The following is a 21,889-nucleotide window of genomic DNA, read 5'->3' on the forward strand; positions in this document are numbered from 1 at the left end:
AACCTCCGGTGGATTGATCGGTTCACTCACGTGGTGAAGGGTACTCCGCAGCAGCGACAGAATGGGCAGGCCAATGGCGGAGCAGGAGACGACCCGCACCGGGACGTCCACACTGGACCGGTTCTTCAAGATCACCGAACGGGGTTCGACCGTCCCGCGCGAGCTGCGCGGCGGCCTGGTCACCTTCGTCACGATGGCCTACATCGTGGTGCTGAACCCACTGATCATCGGCAGCTTTTCCGCCGACGACGCGGGCGCGCACAAGGACCTCCTCGGCGGCATCCTGCCCGTGCCGCAGGTCGCCGCGGTGACGGCGCTCGTCGCCGGCGTCATGACCATCCTGATGGGCCTGGTCGCGAACTACCCGTTCGCCATCGCGACCGGTCTCGGCATCAACAGCCTGGTCGCGGTCACCATCGCCCCGCAGATGACCTGGCCCGAGGCGATGGGCCTGGTCGTCATCGAGGGCGTGATCATCGTCCTGCTGGTGCTCACCGGCTTCCGGACCGCGGTCTTCCGGGCCGTGCCCGCCGCGCTCAAGTCCGCGATCGCCGTCGGCATCGGCGTGTTCATCTGCCTGATCGGCCTGGTCGACGCCGGGTTCGTGCGCCGGCTGCCGGACGCCGCGCACACGACCGTCCCGGTCGGCCTGGGCATCAACGGCTCCATCGCCTCCTGGCCGACCGCGGTGTTCGTCGTCGGCCTGCTGCTCACCGGCATCCTGGTCGTGCGCAAGGTCAAGGGCGCGATCCTGATCGGCGTGCTGGCGTCGACCGTGCTGGCCATCGTCGTCGAGGCGATCGTCAAGGCCGGGCCGTCGCAGGGCACGAACCCGAAGGGCTGGAACCTCGGCTACCCGGCGCTGCCGGACCAGGTCGTCGGCCTGCCGAACCTTTCGCTGGTCGGCGACGTCTCGTTCGGCGCCTGGACGCGGCTGCCGATCATCACCGTCTGCCTGCTGGTGTTCACGCTGGTCCTGGCCGACTTCTTCGACGCGATGGGCACCATGACCGGTCTCGCGAAGGAGGCCGACCTGCTGCCGAAGGACGGCCAGCTGCCCAACGTCGGCAAGGCGCTGTTCGTCGAGGGCCTCGCGGGCGCGGCGGGCGGCTTCGGCTCGGCCAGCTCGAACACGGTGTTCGTCGAGTCGGCGTCCGGCATCGCCGAAGGCGCGCGGACGGGGCTCGCGAACGTCGTCACCGGCGTGCTGTTCATCGCCGCGATGTTCCTGACGCCGCTCTACCAGGTGGTGCCGGTCGAGGCGGCCGCGCCGGCGCTGGTCGTGGTCGGCGCGATGCTGATGTCGCAGGTCCGCGACATCGACTTCACCGACTACTCGATCGCGTTGCCGGCGTTCCTGACCATCGTCGTCATGCCGTTCACCTACTCGATCGCCAACGGCATCGGCGCCGGCTTCGTCAGCTACGTCGTGATCCGCGCCGCCACCGGCAAGGCCCGCCAGGTTCACCCGCTGATGTGGGTGATCGCGCTGGCCTTCGTCGCCTACTTCGCGGTCGGGCCGCTCCAGGCGGCGTTCCGCTGATCAGCCCGCGTCGCTGACTTCGAGGGCGCGGTCGAGGACGGACCGGTTCGCGGCGAAGTCCGCCAAGGGCGCGTCGAAGCCGATGGTGACCATGGTGTCGCCGATACCCACGGCGACCAGGCTCACCTGCCGCGCGACCCCGGCGCGGTCGTAGGTGTAGTCCCACTCGGCGGCGTCGCAGCCGCCGACCGGCGCGTGCTCGCCGACCGACGTGAGGTGGTAGCCGGACTCGTGGTGGGCGGAGTGCTCCAGGGCGCGCAGGCCGCTGACCGGATCCTCCTGGGTGAGGGGGATCCGGTTTGTTTCCAGCACCAGCTGGCCGGTCGGATCGGTGCGGGTGGCGCGCTCGTCGACGTTCGCCACCGCCCAGTCCGGGACCGGGATCTCGAAGTCCCAGCCGCCGCCGTCGGCGGCGTCGGGCGACCGGTAGACCTGCAGGTGGCCGACTTGCGTGCTCGGTGGTGCCGTGGCAGTCGGCGGGGCGGCCGCGGGTGGTGGGTCGCCGCCGCCCGCGAGCTGGGCCACCACGATCGCGAGGACCGCCGCGCCGACCACGGCCGAGCCCACCAGCTTCTTGTTCATCTGACCCCCAGGCTTCTCCGAGGAGAGGACGCACGGGGTTCGCGGGGGTTGCGGTGGAGATCACCCATTCGACCGAAGTTTCGTAAGGTATGCTAACTATATGTCCGGCGACACGCACGAACGCTCCTTGGCGAGCCGTCTGCGTCTCGCGGTGGTCCGGCTCAACCGCCGGCTGCGGGCACAGCGCGTCGGGGACGACCTCACGCTGACTCAGGTCGCCGCGCTGTCCACCTTGCACAAGTGCGGTGCGCTGACCCCGGGGCAGCTCGCCGCGAAGGAAGGCGTCCAGCCGCCCTCGATGACGAGGGTGATCGCCGCGCTCGAGGAGATGCGTTTCGTCGAGCGGCGCCCCCACCCGACCGATGGCAGGCAAGCCATCGTCGAGCTGTCCGAGAGCGGGCTGGCCTACGTTCGCAAGGCCATCTCCGTGCGGGAGGCGTGGCTGGACCGGCAATTGGCGGAACTCGGCGACGAAGAGCGCGAAGTGCTCTCGAAAGCCGCCGAAATCATAGACAGGATGGCGGGGAACTAACCACGGTGACGGCCACGGGTAGCGAGACGAAGCGTTCGATCGAGACCACTGCTACCCGGGAGACGGCTTCACCGCCGTCCGCCTCGCCACCGTCCCAGCCGAAGCCACGCCGCAGCATGTTCGCCTCGCTGCGCGTCCGAAACTACCGGCTGTTCTTCACCGGCCAGGTCATCTCGAACATCGGCACCTGGATGCAGCGCATCGCCCAGGACTGGCTGGTGTTCACCCTCAGTGGCAACAACCCGATCGCCCTCGGCATCGCCGTCGCGCTGCAGTTCGCGCCGACGCTGTTCCTCTCGCTGTGGGCCGGCGTCCTCGCCGATCGTGTCGACAAGCGGCGGCTGCTGACCTGGATCCAGGTGGCGGCGTGTTCGCAGGCCGTCGTCCTCGGCGTGCTCGACCTGAGCGGGATCGCCGCGCTGTGGCACGTCTACGTCCTGTGCTTCACCCTCGGCGTGACGGCCGCGCTCGAAGTGCCGACGCGGCAGTCGTTCGTCGCCGAGATGGTGGGCCGCGACCAGGTCGCGAACGCCGTCGCGCTCAACTCGTCGATCTTCAATATGGCGCGGATCGTCGGGCCGGCGATCGCCGGGTTCGCGATCACGTGGATCGGCACCGGCTGGCTGTTCATCGCGAACGCGCTGAGCACGATCGCGGTGATCATCGGGCTGGTCCTGATGAACCCGGACAAGCTGTTCCGCGTCGCGGCGGTGCCGCGCGAAAAGGGGCAGCTGGTCGAGGGCCTGCGCTACGTCCGGCGGCGCTCGGACCTGATGACGGTGATGGTGCTGGTGCTGTTCGTCAGCACGTTCGGCATCACGTACTTCAGCTCCCTCCCGATCGTCGCGGCGAACGTCTTCCATACCGCGGCCGACGGCTACGGCCTGCTGTCGACGCTGGTCGCGGTCGGCACGTTCACCGGCGCGGTGATGTCCGCCCGCCGCGGCACGAAGGGCCGGCCGCGGGTGCGGCTGATGCTGGTGTCCGCGTTCTTCCTCGGCGTGTTCGAGCTGATCACGGCGTTCATGCCGACGTACCTGACGTTCGGCCTCGGCCTGATCCCGCTCGGCTTCGCCACGATGACGTTCCTCAACACGGCCAACGCGCTGGTGCAGACGTCGGTCAGCCCCGAGATGCGCGGCCGCGTGATGGGGCTGTACGTGCTGGTGCTCATCGGCGGCAACCCGATCGGCGGGCCGATGGTGGGGTGGATGGCGCAGGCGTTCGGCGGGCGGTCTCCCTTCTACATCGGCGGGGCGGTTTCGGCGGTGGCCGCGGTCGTGTGCGCGGTGGTGCTGATCCGGCGGGGTGGGGTTTCCTGGCCGGTTCAGCGCGGGTTCGGGCTTCGGGTGCTCAAGCGGGCGAAGGTCTGACGGCGAGTATCGGTTCGTGTTCACAGCGCGACCGTAGCGGCGCCCACCGACAAAAATGGCGATCCAGAGACCCCGGTGTCACTCGAAAGGGTGAGATCGGGGTCTCTGGATGAGACCCCTTGCCGGGAGAGATGAGGTTAGGCTAACCTCATACATGTCCGCTTCGTGGTGGGAGCGGCAGTCAGTTCGGGAACGGACGGAGCCCCGGCCCTGGGAACCCAGGCCGGGGCTTCGTTCACTTCACGGCAGTGTCGGGCTGAGTTCGCCGCTCGTCAAGGGACTCTCACCCGGTGGCGTGGGCAGCCGGGTCAGTGCCAGGCCGAAGTAGACGCGATACGCCAGCCGGATCGCCGCCTGGGACTCCAAAACCACTTCGTGCCGCACGCCGTCGACCGTCTCGATCAGGCGATCGCCCGAGAGCGTCACGCGGCCCTGGGACGTCGGGCGGGAGCACGTCAACGACTTCGTGAAGTGCGACGACGGGGACGTCGACTGCCACCACGCCATCGGGATGAAGTCCGACAGCGGGCGCGGACGGCGTTCCAACCGGTACTGCGGCTTGCCGTCCTGCAGGACGTCGAGGTCGCCGTGGGGTGCGTCCAGGACGAGGAACTCACCGTCCGGATCGGACTGCGCGTCCACGCCGGACAGCCGCAGCGGGTGCCGGGAGAATCGGCCGAAGCCGACGTCGACCAGCCAGTCCTCGTCCAGGGAAACGACGATCGCCGCGTGGTCCAGGGGCGGGCCGAGCGTGCCGTCCGGGCGGAACACCTGCGCCGCGTGCAGCGAAGCGTCGTACCCCAGCGAACGCAGCAGTGCCGCGAAGAGGCCGTTGAGCTCGTAGCAGAACCCGCCGCGGCGACGGCGCACGATCTTGCCGAACAACGCGTCTTCGGTCAGCTCGATCGGCTCGCCGAGGTGGATGCTCAGGTTTTCGAACGGCACCGCGGCCAGGTGCCGTTCCTGAAGGTGGCGCAGCGTCGCGAGGTCGGGCTCCGCCGGCCACGCGACGCCGAGTCGGTTCAGGTACGCGTCGACATCCATGACGACCACTCAAACACCTCGACCGCACTCGAGGTCAAGCGATTTCACCCGCCGACGAAAAACGGGGCCCTTCCCGCAGGAAGGACCCCGTTCGCGCGAAGAACTCAGCCGAGCAGCAGGCCGTTGCCGCCCGCGACCGCGTTGTCGAACCGCTTGCTGATCTCGGCCCAGTTGAAGATGTTCCACAGGGCCTTGACGTAGTCCGGCTTCACGTTCTTGTAGTCCAGGTAGAACGCGTGCTCCCAGACGTCGACCAGCAGGATCGGCACGGTCGGCAGGATCAGGTTGTTGTGGTGGTCGCGCAGCTGCTGGGTGATCAGCGTCTTGCCGATCGGGTCCCAGGAGAGCGCGCCCCAGCCGTTGCCCTGGATCGTGGTCGAGACGGCGGTGAACTGCGCCTTGAACTTGTCGAAGGAGCCGAACGCCTCGTCGATCGCCGCGGCCAGCTCGCCGGTCGGCTTGTCGCCGCCTTCCGGCGACAGGATCTTCCACCACACGACGTGGTTGGCGTGGCCGGCCAGGTTGAAGGCCAGCGTGGTCTCCAGGCCGACGATCGAGCCGAAGTCGTTCGCTTCGCGGGCGGCTTCGAGCTTGTCGAGCGTGTCGTTCGCGCCCTTGACGTAGGTCGCGTGGTGCTTGCTGTGGTGCAGCTCGTTGATCTCGCCGGAGATGTGCGGCGCGAGGGCGCCGTAGTCGTAGTCGAGATCGGGCAGCTCGTAGCGGGCCATTGGCCCTCCTTCTGTCTTCGACACAAGTTTCCGGTACCGAACCTAGTAGCACACCACCCCTCGCGGCGAGCGGGGGCGGGTGGCCGTCACTGCGTGGGACGGCGGCTCCGTAGGTGGCGTACCCGAGGGTCCGCCACCCGAAACCGAGCCTGCTACCTCGACTTAACTGGAGGTCAACGAGCTGTGAGATCAGGCACGGAACTCGTCGAGGCGCAGGGCCAGCTCGTCGAAGACGGCGACGTTGCACTCGAACGCCACCAGCGTCTCGTCGATGACCCGCGCGCGGCCGGCCTCGTCCCACGGCGCGTTGTCCAGCTTCGCGCGGTACTGATCGCGGAACCGCGGGGCGCTGCCGATCCCCTCGAAGTGGTAGAAGAGCGTGCCCGCCTCGGCGACGTCGTACTGGCGCTCCAGCAGCCGCCGGATGGCCTGGCCGCCCGCGATGTCGCCCAGGTAGCGCGTGTAGTGGTGGGCCACGTACCCGCCGGCCCACGACGACGCTTCCTCGACTCGCGCAACGTACGCCTGGGTGGAGGCGAGCGGCGAGATCGTCGAGCGCCAGTCCGGGCCGACCAGGTGGGCCAGGTCGCGCTCCAGGTTCGGCAGCCGGCGCAGCTCGTCGAAGACGAACTTGCCGCCGACCGGGTCGCCCGCCATGCGGTCGCTCGCCGCTTCGATCGCGCCGTAGACGAAGTAGTACTGGATCGCGAGCTGGGTGTAGCCCTCCTGCGTCAGCTCGCCGCCGAGCAGGGCGCGCATGTACGTCGAGTAGTTCGCCTTCTCGTGCACCTCGAGCGTCGACGCGCGCAGGGTCGCCGAGAACGGGCGAGCGTCCGTGGTCACCGTCATGGGGCAGGCCTCCCGGCGATCGATCTGACACGCTGTCAGAAAGATCGTAGGGCATATTTCTGGGTTAGGCTACCCTAAACCGACGCTCCGACGGCGCGAAGCACGAACCGGACGGCGGCTTCGACGACGTCTTCCAGCTGCTCGGGGGGCCCGTCGACGAGCGCCCGGTTGCCCAGGGCGGCGGTGATCATCGGGATCAGGACGTCCGGGTCCTCGGCGGGCCAGCGCCCGAGGTCGACGCCGCCGGCCAGGATCGCGCGCAGCCGGTCGGTGATCGGGTCGGCGTGCGCGCTGATCCGGCGGTAGGCCGCGGGCGCCAGCGCCGACGCGAGCGCCGTCCCCGGCGGCATGTGGAACTCGGCCAGCACGCGCAGCTGGAGCCGGACGAACGTCGCGAGCTGGCCGACCGGGTCGGCCTGCGCTTCGACGGCTTCGGTCAGCCGCGTGACGTACCGCGCCGCCTCGTCCTCGACGAACGCGACGAGCAGGCTTTCCTTGTCGGGGAAGTGGTTGTAGAGCGCGGTCCGGCCGACGCCCGCCGCCGAGGCGACGCCGGCGAGCGTGATCGCGTCGAACCCGCGTTCGTAGAGCTGGGCGCGCAGGACTTCGAAGACCCGCGTGCGGACTTCGCGCCGGTGCGCCTCCAGCGACTCACCGAGAATCTTCGGCATCGGCTCAGGCTAGCGCTCAATCACCGAGCTGCCAGGTGTGCACCGGCTCGCCGGACTCCGAAAGCTCCAAGTAGCGGCCCAGCATGCGGTTCAGCGCCTCTTCCCGGTCGAGCCCGCGTTCCTGCGCGCGCAAGACGTAGTCACGCTGCCAGGTCGCGCCCGTCCGCCGCGCGAGGCACCGCCGCTCGATGATCCCGAGGTAGCGCTCGCGGGCTTCGTCGGAGACGTCGGAGCGGCGCAGGCCCTCGTGGGCGAGCGGGAGCAGCACGCGCAGCGCCAGCTCGTCCGGCGGGATCCAGCCGATGCCCGGCCAGTACAGCTGCGCCTCGAAGCCGCGGCGGGCGCCGGCGTAGAGGTTCTCCTCCGCCGCCTGGAACGACATCTGGCTCCACACCGGGCGTTCCGCCTCGGCGAGCGCGCGCTGGGCGCCGTAGAAGAACGCCGCGTTCGCGACCGTGTCGACGACCGTCGGCCCGGCGGGCAGCACCCGGTTCTCCACGCGCAGGTGCGGCAGGCCGTCGACGACGTCGTACACCGGGCGGTTCCAGCGCCAGATCGTCCCGTTGTGCATGCGCAGCTCGGTGAGCTTCGGCGCCTGTCCCGCGTCGAGCGCCTCGATCGGGTCTTCGGCGTCGGTTTCCGGGAGCAGGCCGGGGAAGTAGCGGACGTTCTCCTCGAACAGGTCGAAGATCGACGTGATCCAGCGCTCGCCGAACCAGACGCGCGGCCGCACGCCCTGGTTCTTCAGCTCCTCGGGCCGGGTGTCGGTCGCCTGCAGGAACAGCGGGATGCGCGTTTCGTGCCAAAGTGCCTTGCCCAGCAGGAACGGCGAGTTCGTCGCGAGCGCGATCTGCGGCCCGGCCAGGCACTGCGCCGCGTTCCAGTGCGCCGCGAACTCCTCGGGCGCGACCTGGAGGTGCAGCTGCACGCTGGTGCAGGCGGCCTCCGGCAGGATCGACTCCGCGTAGCTGCGCAGGCGTTCAGGCTGCCGGCCCGGCAGCGCCGCGCCTTCCATCGCGAGCACCGTGCGTTCGCCGCGCGCGGCGAAGATCTGGTCGTTCAGCGTCGTGTAGCGGGCCTTGTTGGTCAGCCACTTCTGGTCGAAGTGGTCGTGCTTCAACGTCGGCAGGATGCCGATCATGGCCAGCTGGGATCCGGTGTCGCGGGCCTTCGAGGCCGCCGTCGTGAGGTACGCGCGGAGGTCGTCTTCGAGCTGGAGGGCGGAATCGCCGGCCAGCGGCCGCGGCGGCACGTTCAGCTCGATGTTGTGCTGGCCCAGCTCGGTGGTGAACGACGGGTCGTCCAGCGCCTCCAGCACGGCGGTGTTCGTCATCGACGGGCGCAGCTCGCGGTCGACGAGGTTCAGCTCCACCTCGAGCCCGATGTTCTTGCGGGGGAACGAAAAGCTGCCGTCGGTGAGCATGCGGGCCAACGTGTCCAGGCAACGCTGCACCTTGCGGCGGTACCTCCCGCGGTCCAGCGTGCTCGGTTGACCCGCGAGGTCCATCCCCATGACCATCCCTGCTTTTCGTCGGCGTGGAACTAGGACGTGTTTCAGGCCCCGGCGGACAACCGTTACACAGCCGATGCACCCGGGCTAGCGGCCAAACTGGTGCTCTCCGTCACGACGAGTTAACCGACAGCAAAATCCCCCCGTTCGTACCAGTCGCCGTTCGACGTTCGGACCAGTGAAGCGCCCGGCAAGCGGGTGACAGACTGGGCGGATGGGCGTGATCCACATCGACGAAATCGACGACCCGCGCGTCGACGATTTCCGCGACCTGTCCACAGCGGACCGCCGTCCGGACCGCCCGGGCGGCAAGGGACTCGTCATCGCCGAGGGCACCGTCGTGGTCGCCCGGCTGCTGGCGTCCCGGTACCCGGTACGGGCGCTGCTCGGCGTCGAACGGCGGTTCGCCGAGCTGGCGGACGACCTCGCCGGGCTCGACGTGCCCCAGTACGCGGCGTCCGCCGAGACGATGGCCGAGATCGTCGGCTTCCACCTCAACCGCGGGGTCCTCGCCGTCGCGGACCGGCCGGCGCCGCTGACGGTTTCCGAAGTCGTCGACGGCACGGGCACGATCGCCGTGCTGGAAGGCGTCGGTGACCACGAAAACCTCGGTGCGCTGTTCCGCAACGCGGCCGCGCTCGGCGTCGGCGGCGTCCTGCTCGGCCCCGGCTGCTCCGACCCGCTGTACCGGCGCAGCGTGCGCGTGTCGATGGGCCACGTCCTGCGCGTGCCGTTCGGGCACCTCGCGGACTGGCCCGGCGGCCTCGACGACCTGCGGGCGCGCGGGTTCGCCGTCGCCGCGTTCACGCCGCGGCCGGGTTCGATCCCGCTGCGCGAACTGCGCGCGCACGCGCCCGGCCGGGTGGCCCTGCTGTTCGGCGCCGAAGGTCCCGGGCTGACGGAAACGGCACTGGCGGCGGCTGATCACGCCGTCCGGATACCCATGCCGGCCGGAGTCGACTCCCTCAACATCGCCACGGCCGCCGCCGTGGCCTTCTACGAACTGGCGCGGGCCGACTAAGGTTCCGGTTCATGGAGCTGCGGATCCGCGGTGAGCGCGCCGTGCTGGCCGGACCGGGCGGGGAACAGGCGCGCGAGGTCGACCCGCACAAGCTCGCGATCGGCGCCGACCTGGCGCAGGCCCTGCACGAGTGGGCGCGCGTGGCGTCCGCGGTCTCGGCCGGCTCCGGGGCCGAAGCGGGCGCGGTCGTTTCGCAGCGCGGCCGCCAGCTGGCCGGCCGGCTCGCGTCGGTGATGGGCACGACCGTGCGGTTCGTGGACCCGGTGACGGGCGCCGACACGGTCGTCGAGCCGCCTCCGCGCGAAGGCGCGCCCGGCCGGAAGTTCGTCCAGACCGTGCTCGGGCCGCCGGGGCCGCCCGGGGAACCGACGCCGTGGCTGACCGGGCTGACGGTGTCGGCGTTCATCGCCGCCGTGGTCGTGGTGGCGATGCTGGCGCTGGCGTCGACGCTGGCCCGGGAGACGAGCGGCTGGCTGGCGCTGGTGGCGTCGGTCGTCGTGACGGCCGGGATCACGCCGTCGCTGTGGCTGATCCGCCGCACGCCGATCCTGCGGTGGGCCGCGTACGGCGCGGCGGGCGGCGTCGTGATCGCGTGGGTCGGCGTGCTGGTGATCGCCTTCTGACGCGTGCGCTCGTAATCTGACGCGATGCGGCAGCTGGACGCGTTGCGGAAGTTGTGCCTCGCCCTCCCCGAAGTGACCGAGCGCCTCAGCCACGGCGCACCCACCTGGTTCGTGCGCGGCAAGAAGACCCTCGTCATGTTCCAGAACGACCACCACGGCGACGGCCGGCTCGCCTTCTGGTGCCCGGCGCCGCCCGGGGTGCAGGAAGAGCTCGTGCGGACCGAGCCCGAACGGTTCTTCCGGCCGGCTTACGTCGGGCACCGCGGGTGGCTGGGCGTGCGGCTGGACGTCGACGTCGACTGGGGCGAGATCGACCGGATCGTGCGGGAGGCCTACCGGCAGGTGGCGCCGAAGACGCTCGCCGCGCGGCTGGATTAGCCGCGCTGCGAGCGGACCCCGAGCAGCACGTCCTCCCAGGACGGCACGATCGGGTGATTCTTCTTGGCCTTCGGCCGCGGCTCGGCGTGGTCCTCTTCCGGATCCGCCGGGACGCGGGGGATCTCGCGGGTGTCGTCGTCCGGGTCCGGCTCGGCGGCCGGCAGCTCGGCGCGTTCCGGTTCGACCGAGTCCAGCGTCGGCTGGAACTCCGCTTCGCGGGCCGGTTCGAGGGCGCGGACCGTGCGGGGCGCGCGGTAGGCGTTCGGGTCGAGCAGGACCTCGGCGTTCTCGTCGAGCGCCACGACCGTGCCGCCGTGCGCCCCCGGCGAGAACGCCCAGTGCGCGCGGTTGTCCGACCGCCCGGCCTTCCACCGCAGCACGACGACCCAGCGGCCGTCGTCGCCCTTCCAGGAGTCCCAGGTGGCCTGCGAGTAGTCGTGCCCGCGGACGCCGAAGCCGTACGCGACGACTTCGCCGAGCGTCTGCACGTCGGGGCCGTCTTCGCGAACCGGGTGGGCGCTCTGCGCGAGCTCCGCGGTACGGGACCGCTCGAGCAACACGGGGTAGGCGTAGCGCTCGACGCGCTGCGTCGAGATACCGGCGCCGGCGGCGACCTGCTCGACGGACTCGCCGGCGCGGATGCGCTGCTGGATCTCGCGTGGCCGCATCTGGCTCTCCAACTCGATTTCGATCTGGCCGAGGCGGGTGATGTCACCCCGCGCCGCCGCGCGCAGTCGCTCATCAGCCGGGAGCAGGAAACGAGTACGGCTCGCCGGGTCTTCGAGCACGATGGACTTCCCGTCCTCGTGCAGCCCGACCACTCGCAGCGCCCGCATTGTTCTCGCCTCCCCGATCTTCTTCACCGTTGTGGGTGCCCACGTTAGAACGGCGCGTCGGCTTGACGTGCGAGGCGCGCCGAGTCCGCATCGAACTGCCCACTGTTCACTTAGCGACCCCCGCATCATCGACGACCCAGGTCGGCGGCCACCGGGTGACACGCCGGACACGGTAAGTCACGATCGAGTGGATCACGACGGCGGTAGGCGGACCGTCACGGTGAGCCCGCCGCGCCGGCCGGGCTGGGCGTCGGCGTAGCCGCCGTGCGCCGTCGCCACCGAGCGCACGATCGACAACCCCAGACCCGCGTTGCGCGTGTCGCCCGTCCGCTCCGACCCCACCCGGCGGAACGGCTCGAACAGCGTCGGCACGGCCTCTGGTGGCACCACCGGCCCCGAGTTCCGCACCTCGAGGGCCGGATCGCCGCGGACCTCGACGTGCACCCAGCCGCCCGCGGCGTTGTACGTGATCGCATTGACCACCAGGTTCGTCACCAGCCGCTCGAGCAGCACCGGGTCGCCCGCCACCACGCGCGGCCGCAGGCGGGTCTCGACCGTCACCCCGGCCGCCTTCGCCGACGCCGCGGTCGCGCGGACGACCGTCGCCACCACTTCGTCGAGCCGGACCGGCGCCCGCGCCTGCAGGCCGCGGTCGCTGCGAGCCAAGACCAGCAGGCCCTCGATCATCCGTTCGCTGCGCTCGTTCGTGTGCAGCAGGTGCGTGCCGAGCTTCTTCAGCTCCGGCGCCGCTTCGGGGTCGGCCATCGCCACCTCGACCAGCGTCCGCTGCACGGCCAGCGGCGTGCGCAGCTCGTGGGACGCGTTCGCGACGAACCGCTTCTGGCTGTCGAACGACTCCGCGAGCCGGTCGAGCATGCCGTCGAACGTGTCCGCCAGCTCCTTCAGCTCGTCGGGCGGGCCCTCCAGGTTGATCCGCCGGTCGAGTTTGCCGGCCTCCAGCCGACGCGCCGCCGACGTGATGTCGTGCAGCGGCCGCAGCGCGCGGCCCGCCATCAGCCAGCCGAACAGCACGGCCAGCGCCGCCGTCGCCACCAGCGCGATCGCCGAGCCCACGACCAGCGTGGACAGCGTCGACGAGCGGTAGTCCTCCAGCGAGCCGCTGAGCAGCCGCACCGCCACGCCCGGGGAGCCGACGACCGTGCCGGCCTGGACGCCGTAGAGCGCGTCGGCCGAGCCGATCGTCGTCGAGGCGACCCGGGCCGGGTCCGGCAGCTCGCTCTGCACCAGCAGGTAGTTGAGGACGACGAGGACCAGCCCGGCGAGCAGGAACAGCCCGCCGTACCAGGCTGTGAGCTTCGTCCGGACCGACAGCGTGGTCACGGCGTGCCGAACCGGTAGCCGGCACCGGGGACCGTCTCGATCACCGGTGGGTCGCCGAGCTTGCGCCGCAACGTCATCACCGCGACGCGCACCGCGTTCGTGAACGGGTCGGCGTGCTCGTCCCAAGCCTTCTCCAGCAGGTCTTCGGCGCTGACCACCGCGCCCTCGGCCCGCATGAGCACCTCCAGCACGGCGAACTCCTTCGGCGAGAGCAACAGGAACCGGCCGTCGCGGGCGGCCTGGTGCCGCGGCAGGTCGAGCACGACGCCGTCGCGTTCCAGCACCGGCGGCAATGCCGGTCGCGCGCGCCGCGACAGCGCCTGCACCCGCGCGACGAGCTCGGCGAACGCGAACGGCTTCGTCAGGTAGTCGTCGGCGCCGAGGCCCAGGCCGGCGACGCGGTCGGTGACGTCGGCGGCCGCGGTCAGCATCAGCACCCGCGCCTCGCCGCCGGCCTCGACGACCGCGGCGCAGACGGCGTCGCCGTGCACCTTCGGCAGGTCGCGGTCGAGGACCACGACGTCGTAGCTGTGCACGCCCACCCGCTCGAGGGCCTGTTCGCCGTCGTAGCAGACGTCGACGGCCATCGAAAACCGCCGCAGCCCCTCCGCGACCGAGTCGGCCAGCAGCCGTTCGTCCTCCACCACCAGCACGCGCACCCGCCCAGTCTGCGCAGGAGGGCCATAAGGACCGCATAAGCGACGTCGCTTAGCGCGCCCGAATCCCCCGATCCGTAGACCTGGCACCCATCCGGAAGACGAAAGGAGCGAGCCATGCGGACACGGATCTTCGTCGCGGCGCTCGGGGCGGCGCTGCTGCTCGGGGGCTGCGGCGCGAAGGCCGACGACGGGTCGAAGGTCGCGTCGATCTCGACGCCGCCGAAGTCGGGCGGGCCGACGGCGGCCGACAACAGCGGCAAGAGCGACGAGGACAAGATGCGCGACTTCGCCAAGTGCATGCGCGAGCACGGCGTCGACATGCCCGACCCGAAACCGGCCGGCGACGGCAAGGGGATGTCGATCGCGATCCAGGGCGACGCCTCGGACCGCGGCAAGGTCGACGCGGCGCAGGAAGCGTGCAAGCACCTCATGCCCAACGGCGGCGAGATGAAGCCGCCGAGCGCCGAGGAGCTCGACAAGATGCGCCAGCAGGCGAAGTGCATGCGCGAGCACGGCGTCGACATGCCGGACCCCGACCCGACCGGCAAGGGCGCGACGCGGATCGGCGGGCCGGGCGACGACCCGAAGAAGTTCGAAGAGGCCGCGAAGGCGTGCGGCCTGGGCATGTCCGTCCACTCCGAGGCGGCGGGCAAGTGAGCGAAGTGACCCACCTCAAGCCCCGCCGCCGCGGCCGGACGCGCTGGTTCGTCGCCGGCGCGGTCCTGGTCGTGGTGCTGGGCACCAGCTCGGTCGTGATCCTGACGCGGGTGTCGAGCGCGACACCGGTCAAGGAGGCCGCGCCGCCCGCGGCCGAGACCGCCGAGGTCGTCAAGACCGACCTCAGCGAAGAAGAGGAAGCCGACGGAACCCTCGGCTACGGCGACGAATCGAGCGTCCAGGGCCGCAAGCCGGGCACGATCACGTCGCTGCCCGACGCCGGCGCCACGATCACCCGGTGCAAGCCGGTGTACGGAGTGGACGCGAAGCCGGTGCCGCTGTTCTACGGGACGCTGCCCTTCTACCGCGACCTCGCCACCGGCGTGGACGACGGCGCCGACGTCAAGCAGCTGGAGGAGAACCTCAAGGCGTGCGGCTTCGGCGGGTTCGGCACGCCGGACAAGAAGTTCACCGCGGCGACGGCGACTGCCCTGAAGAAGTGGCAGAAGTCGCTGGGGCTCGAGCAGACCGGCGCGTTCGGCCAGGGTGACGTCGTGCTCGCGGCGGGTGAAGTCCGCGTCTCGGCGCTGTCGGCGAAGCCGGGCTCGCCCGCGCAGGGCGAGGTGCTCAAGACGACCGGGACCGTCCGGTCGGTGCAGGTGAAGCTGGAGGCGGCGAAGCAGGAGCTCGCGCAGCAGGGCGCGAAGGCGTCCGTGACGATCAACGGGAAGACGACCCAGGGCACGATCACCGACGTCGGGCGCACCGCCGTGGAGGGCAAGGACGCCGCCGGCCAGGACGACGGCAAGCCCAAGATCACCGTGACCGTCAAGCTGGACGACCCGGCGGCCGGGGGCACGCTCGACTCGGCGCCGGCGAGCGTCCGGTTCACCAAGGACGTCCACCGGGGCGTGCTGGCGGTTCCGGTCGGCGCGTTGCTCGCGCTCGCCGAGGGCGGGTACGCCGTCGAGGTCGACGAGAACGGGCAGCGGCGGCTGATCGGCGTCCAAACGGGACTGTTCAGCGGCGGCAAGGTCGAGGTCACCGGGACCGGGCTGACCGCGGGCATGCGGGTGGTGACGACGTCGTGACGCCCGTGCTGCGCGTCCACGAGGTCACGCGCACCTACCCCGGCGGGGTGGCCGCGCTCGACGGTGTCTCGCTCTCACTGGAAAACGGCGAGATGGTCGCGATCGTCGGACCGTCCGGGTCCGGGAAGTCCACCCTGCTGCACCTGATGGGCACGCTCGACCGGCCGTCGTCGGGACGCGTCGAGCTGCACGGCCACGACGTCGCGGCGCTGCCGGACCGGAAGGTCTCGGCGCTGCGGTCGCGCTGGATCGGGTTCGTGTTCCAGCAGTTCTTCCTCGACGAAGGGATGAGTGCGGTGGACAACGTGTGCACCGGCCTGCTCTACGCCGGGGTGCCGCGGCGACGGCGGCGCGACCGGGCACTGGCCGCACTCGACCGCGTCAAGCTGGGACACCGGGCGTGGCACCGGCCGGGGGAGCTGTCGGGCGGGGAACGCCAGCGCGTCGCGATCGCGCGGGCCGTGGTCAACGAGCCGTCGATCCTGCTGGCCGACGAGCCGACCGGCAACCTCGACACCGGCACCGGCGCGTCCGTGCTTTCGCTGCTGGGCGAGCTGTCCGCGGACGGCACCACGATCGTCGTGATCACCCACGACCGGGAGATCGCGGCGGGCATGCCGCGCCGGATCGAACTGCTCGACGGCCACCTGCGGCTCGACACCGGCCTGGTGGGTGCGCGGTGACCGCGGTGCTGCTGCCGGAACCGGCCCGGCTCAAGCCGCCGGACGTCGTCGCGCTGGGTGCCCACGGCATGCGGACCCGGCCGGTGCGCGCGGTGCTTTCCGCGCTGGGCATCGCGATCGGCGTCGCGGCGATGGTCGCGGTGCTGGCGATCCCGGCGTCCGGCGGGCAGGCCCTGCACGACCGGCTGGCCGCCCTCGGCACGAACCTGCTCACCGCCGGGCCGGGCCAGACGCTGTTCGGCGACGACGCCGTCCTGCCCGACGACGCCGTCCCGATGGCCAAGCGGATCGGGCCGGTCCAGGCGGCCAGCGGGACCGGGAACACGTCGGCGAGCGTGCGGCGCAGCGACAAGATCGCGCCGGACGACACATCGGGGCTCGCGGTGTACGCGGCGAAGCCGGACCTGCTGGGCGTGCTCGGCGGGAAGGTCCGGGCCGGGGCGTTTCTCGCGGCGGGCAACCAGGACTACCCGGTGACGGTGCTCGGTTCGCAGGCCGCGGCCCGCCTCGGCATCGACCACATCGACCCGGCCCGGCCGCCGCAGGTGCTGATCGGGACGCAGTGGTTCACGGTGGTCGGGATCCTCTCGCCGATGCCGCTGGCCCCGGAGATCGAGCGGTCGGTGCTGGTCGGCTGGGACGTCGCGAAGCGGCTGCTCGGGTTCGACGGCCATCCGTCCACTGTGTACGTCCGCGCCGAAGAGTCCCAAGTGGACGGTGTGCGGTCGGTGCTGGGCGCGACGCTGAACCCGCAGGCGCCGAACGAGGTCGAGGTCCGCCGCCCGTCGGACGCGCTCGCCGCGCAGAAGCTCACGGACACCACGTACAGCGCGCTGTTCCTGGGCTTGGGCGGGGTGGCGTTGCTGGTCGGCGGGGTCGGGGTGGCGAACACGATGGTGATTTCGGTGCTGGAGAGGAGACGCGAGATCGGCCTGCGCCGCGCGCTCGGGGCGACGAAGAGGCAGGTCCGCGGGCAGTTCCTGGCGGAGTCGGTGCTGCTGTCGGGGCTGGGCGGGCTGGCGGGGGTGCTGGCCGGGGTGCTGGTGACGGCGGGGTACGCGCTGAGCCAGGGGTGGCCGGCGGTGCTGCCGTGGGCGACGCTGGCGGGAGGTGTCGGCGTGGCGGCGCTGGTGGGGGCGATCGCGGGGGCCTACCCGGCGATGCGCGCGGCGCGGTTGGCACCGACGCAGGCGCTGGCGTGACGGCGGGGGCCGGGCCTTCAGGGGGAGGCTCGGCTCCCCGTGCACTTCCGCGGTGGCGCCACGCCCCGCGCTACCTTCGAGCGTGCGCAGCCGGAACACCGCACGCTGGGAGATCCGCGCCCCCCGCGCGGCGGGTTGAATGAGCGGCGAACCCGAGCGAAGGGGGCGGCCGTGGTGCGGGTCGAGGCGAACCGGCGTGACTTCCTCCGTTGGCTGGCAGCCGCCGGTGCCGGGCTCGCCACCGCGGGGGTCGTCCCCGCCGTCTTCGCCCAGGAGGCCGCCGCGGCCGGTTCGGATGTCGTCGTCGTGCTCGGGGCCACCGTCGTCGACGGCACCGATGGCCCACCCCTGCCGGACGCGGCCGTCGTGCTGGTCGGCGACCGGATCGCGTGGACCGGCCCCGCCGCGCACCTGCCGTCCCCGACCGGGGTCCGGACCGTCGACGGCCGGGGCCGCTACCTCGTGCCCGGCCTCTGGGACCTGCACACCCACGGCCTCGACCTCGAGGCGATCTTCCCGCCGCTGTACCTGGCCAACGGCGTCACCGGGATCCGCGAGATGTGGGGCTACCCCGAAAACCGCGCGGCGCGCGACAAGATCGTCCGCGGGGAGCTGGCCGGCCCCCGGGTCGTCATGGGCAGCTCGATCGTCGACGGTCCCGTCTCCATGCTGCAGCCGCCCGTGACGAAGGTGGCGACGGCGGCCGAGGCACGCGCCGCTGTCCGGACCGCGCTCGACGAGGGCGCCGGCTTCGTCAAGGTGTACTCCTACCTGGGTGCGGAGGCCTTCGCGGCGATCGCCGACGAGTGCCGGCGGGCCGGGCTGCCGTTCGCCGGGCACTGGCCGTACCGGGTCCCGCAACCGGCCGCGAGCGACGCCGGCCAGCACAGCTTCGAGCACCTCTTCGGCGTCCCCCTCTACACGTCGGCGCACCGGGACGAGTTCGTCCGGACGCTGGCCGCGACGCCCTTCGACCCGGCGGACCCGCGTTCGTTCTTCGTCCTGGCCCGGGAACTGGACCGGCGCGCGACCGAGGCGTACAGCCCGTGGCGCGCCCAGGAGTTCTTCGCCCACCTTGTGGGCAACGGAACCCGGCTGACGCCGACGCTGGTCGTCAACAAGGTGATGTGCTCGCCCGCCGGCACCTCCGCGCACGACCCGCGGCTGAAGTACATCCCGCGGGACGTGCGGGACAACTGGGCCGAGCAGGTGCGGATCCGCACGCCGGTCACCCCCGAGGAGATCGCGCAGCAGGCCTCCTACTTCCACGCGCAGGTGGAGCTGGTCGGCGCGGCCCACCGGGCGGGCGTCCCGCTCCTCGCCGGCACGGACTGCCTGAACCCGTACGTCTTCCCCGGCTTCAGCCTGCACGACGAGCTGGCGCACCTGGTCGAAGCGGGCCTGTCGCCGCGGCGGGCGCTGCAGGTGGCGACTCGCGACGCGGCGGCGTTCCTCGGCCGGTCCGCGACCGCGGGCACGATCGCCCCGGGCAAGGTGGCCGACCTGGTGCTCCTCGACGCGAACCCCCTCGCCGACATCCGCGCGGTCCGGCGGATCGACACGGTCGTCGCGGCCGGGCGGGTGTACGACCGCGCGGCGCTGGACCGCATGCTCGCCGACGTCGAAGCCGCGACGAGCCTGCGGGCGAACGCCAGGTCAGTGGGCTTGCCGGTGCACAGCTGCTGCTGAGCGCCCGGTAATCTCGGCCGGTCGAAGACCTGGGTTCGAGGGGGCGCGTTGACTGGGCGGAAGCTGGCGTGGGCGCTCGCCGCGCTCGAAGTCGTCGCCGTGATCCTCGTGCTCGTCCTCAAGCGGTTCGACGGCCTGGACCTCGAGGTCTACCTCGGCGGGGCCAAGGCGCTGGCCGAGCAGGGTTCGCCGTACGACGCCTGGGTGCCGACCACGCACCAGATCCTGCTGCCGTTCACCTACACGCCGTTCGCCGCGGCCGCGTTCTGGCCCGGCACGCTGCTGCCCTTCGCCGTCACGATGAAGCTGGTCAGCATCGCGTCGATCGTCGCGACCGGGGTCGTCGCCTACCTCTACGTCGCGACGCTCAACGGCTCGCTCACCGACGCCACGAAGGTCCGGGGCCGGACGGTGGCCGCGCTGGTCGCGATCGGCGCGCAGCTCGCCGGGGCGCTGCTGGAGCCGGTGCGCTCGACGCTCGGCTTCGGCCAGATCAACGCGCTGCTCATGGTCCTGGTCGTGCTCGACGTCCTGCTCCCCGGTGACCGCAAGCGGACGAAGGGCCTGCTCATCGGCGTGGCCGCGGCGATCAAGCTGACGCCGGCCGTCTTCGTCGTCTACTTCCTCTTCCGCCGCGACTACCGCTCGGCCGCGCGCGTGGCCGGCGGGTTCGTCGCGGCGGGGGCGCTGCTGTGGCTGATCCGGCCGTCGGCGTCGGTCACGTACTGGACGAAGCTGGTCTTCGACGCGGGCCGCATCGGCGGCGTCGACTACGTCGGCAACCAGTCGCTGCACGGTCTGACCGTGCGCGCGGGCTGGCCGGAGTTCGCCTGGGTGCTGGCCGCGCTGGTGGTGATGGCCCTGGTCGCGGTGGTCGTCGCGCGCGCCGAGCCGGTGCTCGGGCTGACCGCCTGCGCGCTCGGCGGCCTGCTCGTGTCGCCGATCTCGTGGACCCACCACTGGACGTGGTGCGTGCCGATCCTCGTCCTCGCCGGGTGGTACGCGTGGCGCTACGGCCGGGCGATCCGGTGGACGGCGGCCGCGGTCGTGGTGGCCGGGCTGGCGTTGTTCATCGTCGGGCCGATGTGGTTCGCCCCGCGCCCGGCGCCGTCGGTGGGCTGGTGGCTCGCGACGGAGTCCTACGAGCTGTTCGGCCTCGCGCTGCTGGTCCTGGCCGCGTTCGCCGCCCGCCGCCTGAGCACGGAAAAGGGGACCTCCGCCACCGAAGCGGCGAAGGTCCCCTCGAAGGAACCTCAGGTCAGCTGAGGCGCTCGACCACGTACTCGATGGCCTGCGTCAGCTTGGTGACGTCGTCCGGGTCGATGGCCGGGAACAGGCCGACCCGCAGCTGGTTGCGGCCCAGCTTGCGGTACGGCTCGGTGTCGACGATCCCGTTGGCGCGCAGCACCTTCGCCACCGCGGCGGCGTCGACCTCGTCGCTGAAGTCCACCGTGCCGACGACCTGCGAGCGCAGGTCCGGGTCCTTCACGAACGGCGTCGTGTAGCTCGTCTTCTCGGCCCACTCGTACAGCCGCGACGACGAGTCCTTCGTGCGCGCGGTGGTCCACTCGAGGCCGCCCTGGCCGTTCATCCACTCGATCTGCTCGGCGAGCAGGAACAGCGTGGCGACGGCCGGGGTGTTGTACGTCTGGTCCTTGCGGGAGTTGTCCAGCGCGGTGGTCAGCGACAGGAACTCGGGGATCCAGCGGTCGCTCCCGCCGATCTCGCCGATCCGCTCGACCGCGGCCGGGGAGGCCAGCGCGATCCAGAGGCCACCGTCGGCGGCGAAGGACTTCTGCGGCGCGAAGTAGTAGACGTCGAAGTCCTCGGCCTTGACCGGGAGCCCACCGGCGCCGGAGGTGGCGTCGATCGCGACGAGCGCGCCCTCGCTGCCTTCGGGACGGCGGACCGGCACTGCGACACCGGTGGACGTCTCGTTGTGCGCCCAGCCGACGAGGTCCGCGCCGGCTTCGTAGGCGATGTCCGGCGCGCTGCCGGCGTCGGCCTTGACGACGATCGGGTCGGCCAGGAACGGCGCGCCCTTGGTGACGGAGGCGAACTTCGAGGAGAACTCGCCGTAGGTGAAGTGCTGCGAGCGCTCGCGGACCAGGCCGAAGGCGGCCGCGTCCCAGAACGCCGTGGTGCCGCCGTTGCCCAGGACGACCTCGTAGCCCTCGGGCAGGGAGAACAGTTCGGACAGACCCGCCCGCACGCGCCCGACGAGGGACTTGACCGGCTTCTGCCGGTGCGACGTGCCGAGGTAGGTGGAGCCGGACTCCGCCAGTGCGCTCAGCTGCTCGGCGCGGACCTTCGACGGTCCGCAGCCGAAGCGGCCGTCGGCCGGCTTGAGGTCTGCGGGGATGGTCAACTCAGCGTCGGTCATGTGGCCAGTCTCTCAGGTCGGGATGCGGCTGGTGAAGGTGGTGTTCAGGTGTCCGAAATGTGGAACGAGCGTTGTTCCGGGCATCGGGACGCCCGCCGTCGACTGTAGGCGGCTCGGCCGTCCGGCGGCTTCTCGCGGCGGGCCGTGGGGGTAAATCGCTGTCGGCGATTCCGGGAAGCTCGGTAGCTTCACGGCCGTGAACGGGGAGGAAGCGCCGTGGCGCCCGCGGTGGTGAGTGTTCTGGGGCCGGGTGCTCGCGCTCGCTGGGTGGCGGTCGGACCTCGCGGGCCCGGCCCGCTGCCTCGCGACCGGCGTCGGCTGTGGCCGGCCGGCTGGCCGGCGGAACACCTGGTCGCCGGTCTGCCGGACGGGGACAGCTACGCCGTCGGGACCAACGGGCACGCGGGCCGTGGGGGTAAAAACACGGTTCCCGCCGGTCCCGGCCGCCGGTAGGTTTCGGCACTGGCTTGCGGGCCCCGCTCACCACCCTGGGG

Annotated in this window: 22 protein-coding genes; 12 read left to right on the plus strand and 10 right to left on the minus strand. The window is 71.4% G+C overall.

Annotation, left to right across the window (positions count from 1 at the left end):
- Positions 1-73: 73 nt before the first annotated feature.
- A complete protein-coding gene (locus tag ACERZO_RS35790) occupies positions 74-1,543 on the plus strand; it encodes an NCS2 family permease (RefSeq protein WP_372670414.1) in 1,470 nt (489 codons plus the stop codon).
- Here the strand turns inward: ACERZO_RS35790 and ACERZO_RS35795 are convergent, their stop codons facing one another.
- Positions 1,544-2,125 carry a hypothetical protein gene (locus ACERZO_RS35795; RefSeq protein ID WP_372670306.1) on the minus strand — a complete coding sequence of 194 codons (582 nt, stop codon included), beginning with the start codon at positions 2,123-2,125 and terminating at the stop codon, positions 1,544-1,546.
- Positions 2,126-2,225: 100 nt separating this feature from the next.
- Here ACERZO_RS35795 and ACERZO_RS35800 point away from each other — a divergent pair, with 100 nt between their 5' ends.
- Positions 2,226-2,657, plus strand: coding sequence for a MarR family winged helix-turn-helix transcriptional regulator (locus ACERZO_RS35800; RefSeq protein WP_125307987.1), 432 nt, complete (start codon positions 2,226-2,228; stop codon positions 2,655-2,657).
- A 116-nt stretch (positions 2,658-2,773) separates the two neighbouring features.
- Positions 2,774-4,030 (plus strand): MFS transporter, encoded by a 1,257-nt coding sequence (locus ACERZO_RS35805; protein ID WP_372670415.1) that lies wholly within the window; start codon positions 2,774-2,776, stop codon positions 4,028-4,030.
- Positions 4,031-4,270: 240 nt separating this feature from the next.
- Here the strand turns inward: ACERZO_RS35805 and ACERZO_RS35810 are convergent, their stop codons facing one another.
- From ACERZO_RS35810 to ACERZO_RS35830, 5 genes are all read right to left on the minus strand, one after another.
- Positions 4,271-5,074 (minus strand): arylamine N-acetyltransferase family protein, encoded by an 804-nt coding sequence (locus ACERZO_RS35810; protein ID WP_372670307.1) that lies wholly within the window; start codon positions 5,072-5,074, stop codon positions 4,271-4,273.
- Between the two features lie 104 nt (positions 5,075-5,178).
- A complete protein-coding gene (locus ACERZO_RS35815) occupies positions 5,179-5,802 on the minus strand; it encodes a superoxide dismutase (RefSeq protein WP_003088226.1) in 624 nt (207 codons plus the stop codon).
- Positions 5,803-5,991: 189 nt separating this feature from the next.
- Positions 5,992-6,651 (minus strand): biliverdin-producing heme oxygenase, encoded by a 660-nt coding sequence (locus ACERZO_RS35820; RefSeq protein ID WP_372670309.1) that lies wholly within the window; start codon positions 6,649-6,651, stop codon positions 5,992-5,994.
- A 74-nt stretch (positions 6,652-6,725) separates the two neighbouring features.
- Positions 6,726-7,322 (minus strand): TetR/AcrR family transcriptional regulator, encoded by a 597-nt coding sequence (locus tag ACERZO_RS35825; RefSeq protein ID WP_372670310.1) that lies wholly within the window; start codon positions 7,320-7,322, stop codon positions 6,726-6,728.
- Between the two features lie 16 nt (positions 7,323-7,338).
- The gene (locus ACERZO_RS35830) at positions 7,339-8,835 is read right to left on the minus strand and encodes a glutamate--cysteine ligase (protein ID WP_372670311.1); all 1,497 of its coding nucleotides are present in this window, start codon (positions 8,833-8,835) and stop codon (positions 7,339-7,341) included.
- A gap of 211 nt (positions 8,836-9,046) precedes the next feature.
- On the opposite strand from ACERZO_RS35830, the gene ACERZO_RS35835 reads away from it, so the two are divergent.
- From ACERZO_RS35835 to ACERZO_RS35845, 3 genes are read left to right on the plus strand one after another with little or no spacing between them, the layout of a single operon-like run.
- Positions 9,047-9,853 carry a TrmH family RNA methyltransferase gene (locus ACERZO_RS35835; RefSeq protein WP_372670312.1) on the plus strand — a complete coding sequence of 269 codons (807 nt, stop codon included), beginning with the start codon at positions 9,047-9,049 and terminating at the stop codon, positions 9,851-9,853.
- A gap of 11 nt (positions 9,854-9,864) precedes the next feature.
- Positions 9,865-10,476, plus strand: a complete 612-nt coding sequence (locus ACERZO_RS35840) for a DUF2537 domain-containing protein (RefSeq protein WP_372670313.1) — start codon at positions 9,865-9,867, stop codon at positions 10,474-10,476.
- A gap of 24 nt (positions 10,477-10,500) precedes the next feature.
- Complete coding sequence (locus ACERZO_RS35845; RefSeq protein ID WP_372670314.1) at positions 10,501-10,854, plus strand: MmcQ/YjbR family DNA-binding protein; 354 nt, start codon at positions 10,501-10,503, stop codon at positions 10,852-10,854.
- Here ACERZO_RS35845 and sepH read toward each other — a convergent pair.
- From sepH to ACERZO_RS35860, 3 genes are all read right to left on the minus strand, one after another.
- Positions 10,851-11,690: a septation protein SepH gene (gene sepH, locus ACERZO_RS35850; protein WP_372670315.1), complete on the minus strand. Its 840-nt coding sequence runs from the start codon at positions 11,688-11,690 to the stop codon at positions 10,851-10,853. The two genes, ACERZO_RS35845 and sepH, sit on opposite strands and share 4 nt — an antisense overlap.
- 192 nt (positions 11,691-11,882) lie before the next feature.
- Positions 11,883-13,031 carry a sensor histidine kinase gene (locus tag ACERZO_RS35855; protein WP_372670316.1) on the minus strand — a complete coding sequence of 383 codons (1,149 nt, stop codon included), beginning with the start codon at positions 13,029-13,031 and terminating at the stop codon, positions 11,883-11,885.
- Complete coding sequence (locus ACERZO_RS35860; protein WP_372670317.1) at positions 13,028-13,690, minus strand: response regulator transcription factor; 663 nt, start codon at positions 13,688-13,690, stop codon at positions 13,028-13,030. The genes ACERZO_RS35855 and ACERZO_RS35860 overlap by 4 nt, the downstream gene beginning before the upstream one ends.
- Positions 13,691-13,804: 114 nt before the next feature.
- Between ACERZO_RS35860 and ACERZO_RS35865 the strand changes: the two genes are divergently transcribed.
- From ACERZO_RS35865 to ACERZO_RS35890, 6 genes are all read left to right on the plus strand, one after another.
- Positions 13,805-14,347 (plus strand): hypothetical protein, encoded by a 543-nt coding sequence (locus tag ACERZO_RS35865; protein ID WP_372670318.1) that lies wholly within the window; start codon positions 13,805-13,807, stop codon positions 14,345-14,347.
- Positions 14,344-15,438: a peptidoglycan-binding protein gene (locus tag ACERZO_RS35870; protein ID WP_372670319.1), complete on the plus strand. Its 1,095-nt coding sequence runs from the start codon at positions 14,344-14,346 to the stop codon at positions 15,436-15,438. The genes ACERZO_RS35865 and ACERZO_RS35870 overlap by 4 nt, the downstream gene beginning before the upstream one ends.
- Positions 15,435-16,121, plus strand: coding sequence for an ABC transporter ATP-binding protein (locus ACERZO_RS35875; RefSeq protein WP_086680226.1), 687 nt, complete (start codon positions 15,435-15,437; stop codon positions 16,119-16,121). The genes ACERZO_RS35870 and ACERZO_RS35875 overlap by 4 nt, the downstream gene beginning before the upstream one ends.
- Positions 16,118-17,323, plus strand: a complete 1,206-nt coding sequence (locus tag ACERZO_RS35880; RefSeq protein WP_372670320.1) for an ABC transporter permease — start codon at positions 16,118-16,120, stop codon at positions 17,321-17,323. Before ACERZO_RS35875 ends, ACERZO_RS35880 begins: the two co-directional genes overlap by 4 nt.
- Before the next feature lie 171 nt (positions 17,324-17,494).
- Complete coding sequence (locus ACERZO_RS35885; protein WP_372670321.1) at positions 17,495-19,012, plus strand: amidohydrolase family protein; 1,518 nt, start codon at positions 17,495-17,497, stop codon at positions 19,010-19,012.
- Positions 19,013-19,060: 48 nt separating this feature from the next.
- On the plus strand, positions 19,061-20,278 hold the full coding sequence (locus ACERZO_RS35890; RefSeq protein ID WP_372670322.1) for a glycosyltransferase 87 family protein: 1,218 nt from the start codon (positions 19,061-19,063) through the stop codon (positions 20,276-20,278).
- Here the strand turns inward: ACERZO_RS35890 and serC are convergent.
- Positions 20,271-21,395 carry a phosphoserine transaminase gene (serC, locus tag ACERZO_RS35895; RefSeq protein WP_372670323.1) on the minus strand — a complete coding sequence of 375 codons (1,125 nt, stop codon included), beginning with the start codon at positions 21,393-21,395 and terminating at the stop codon, positions 20,271-20,273. The genes ACERZO_RS35890 and serC overlap by 8 nt on opposite strands.
- Positions 21,396-21,889 lie beyond the last annotated feature (494 nt).

It is taken from the genome of Amycolatopsis kentuckyensis, from assembly GCF_041679295.1.
In the GTDB taxonomy this organism is placed as follows: domain Bacteria; phylum Actinomycetota; class Actinomycetes; order Mycobacteriales; family Pseudonocardiaceae; genus Amycolatopsis; species Amycolatopsis kentuckyensis_A.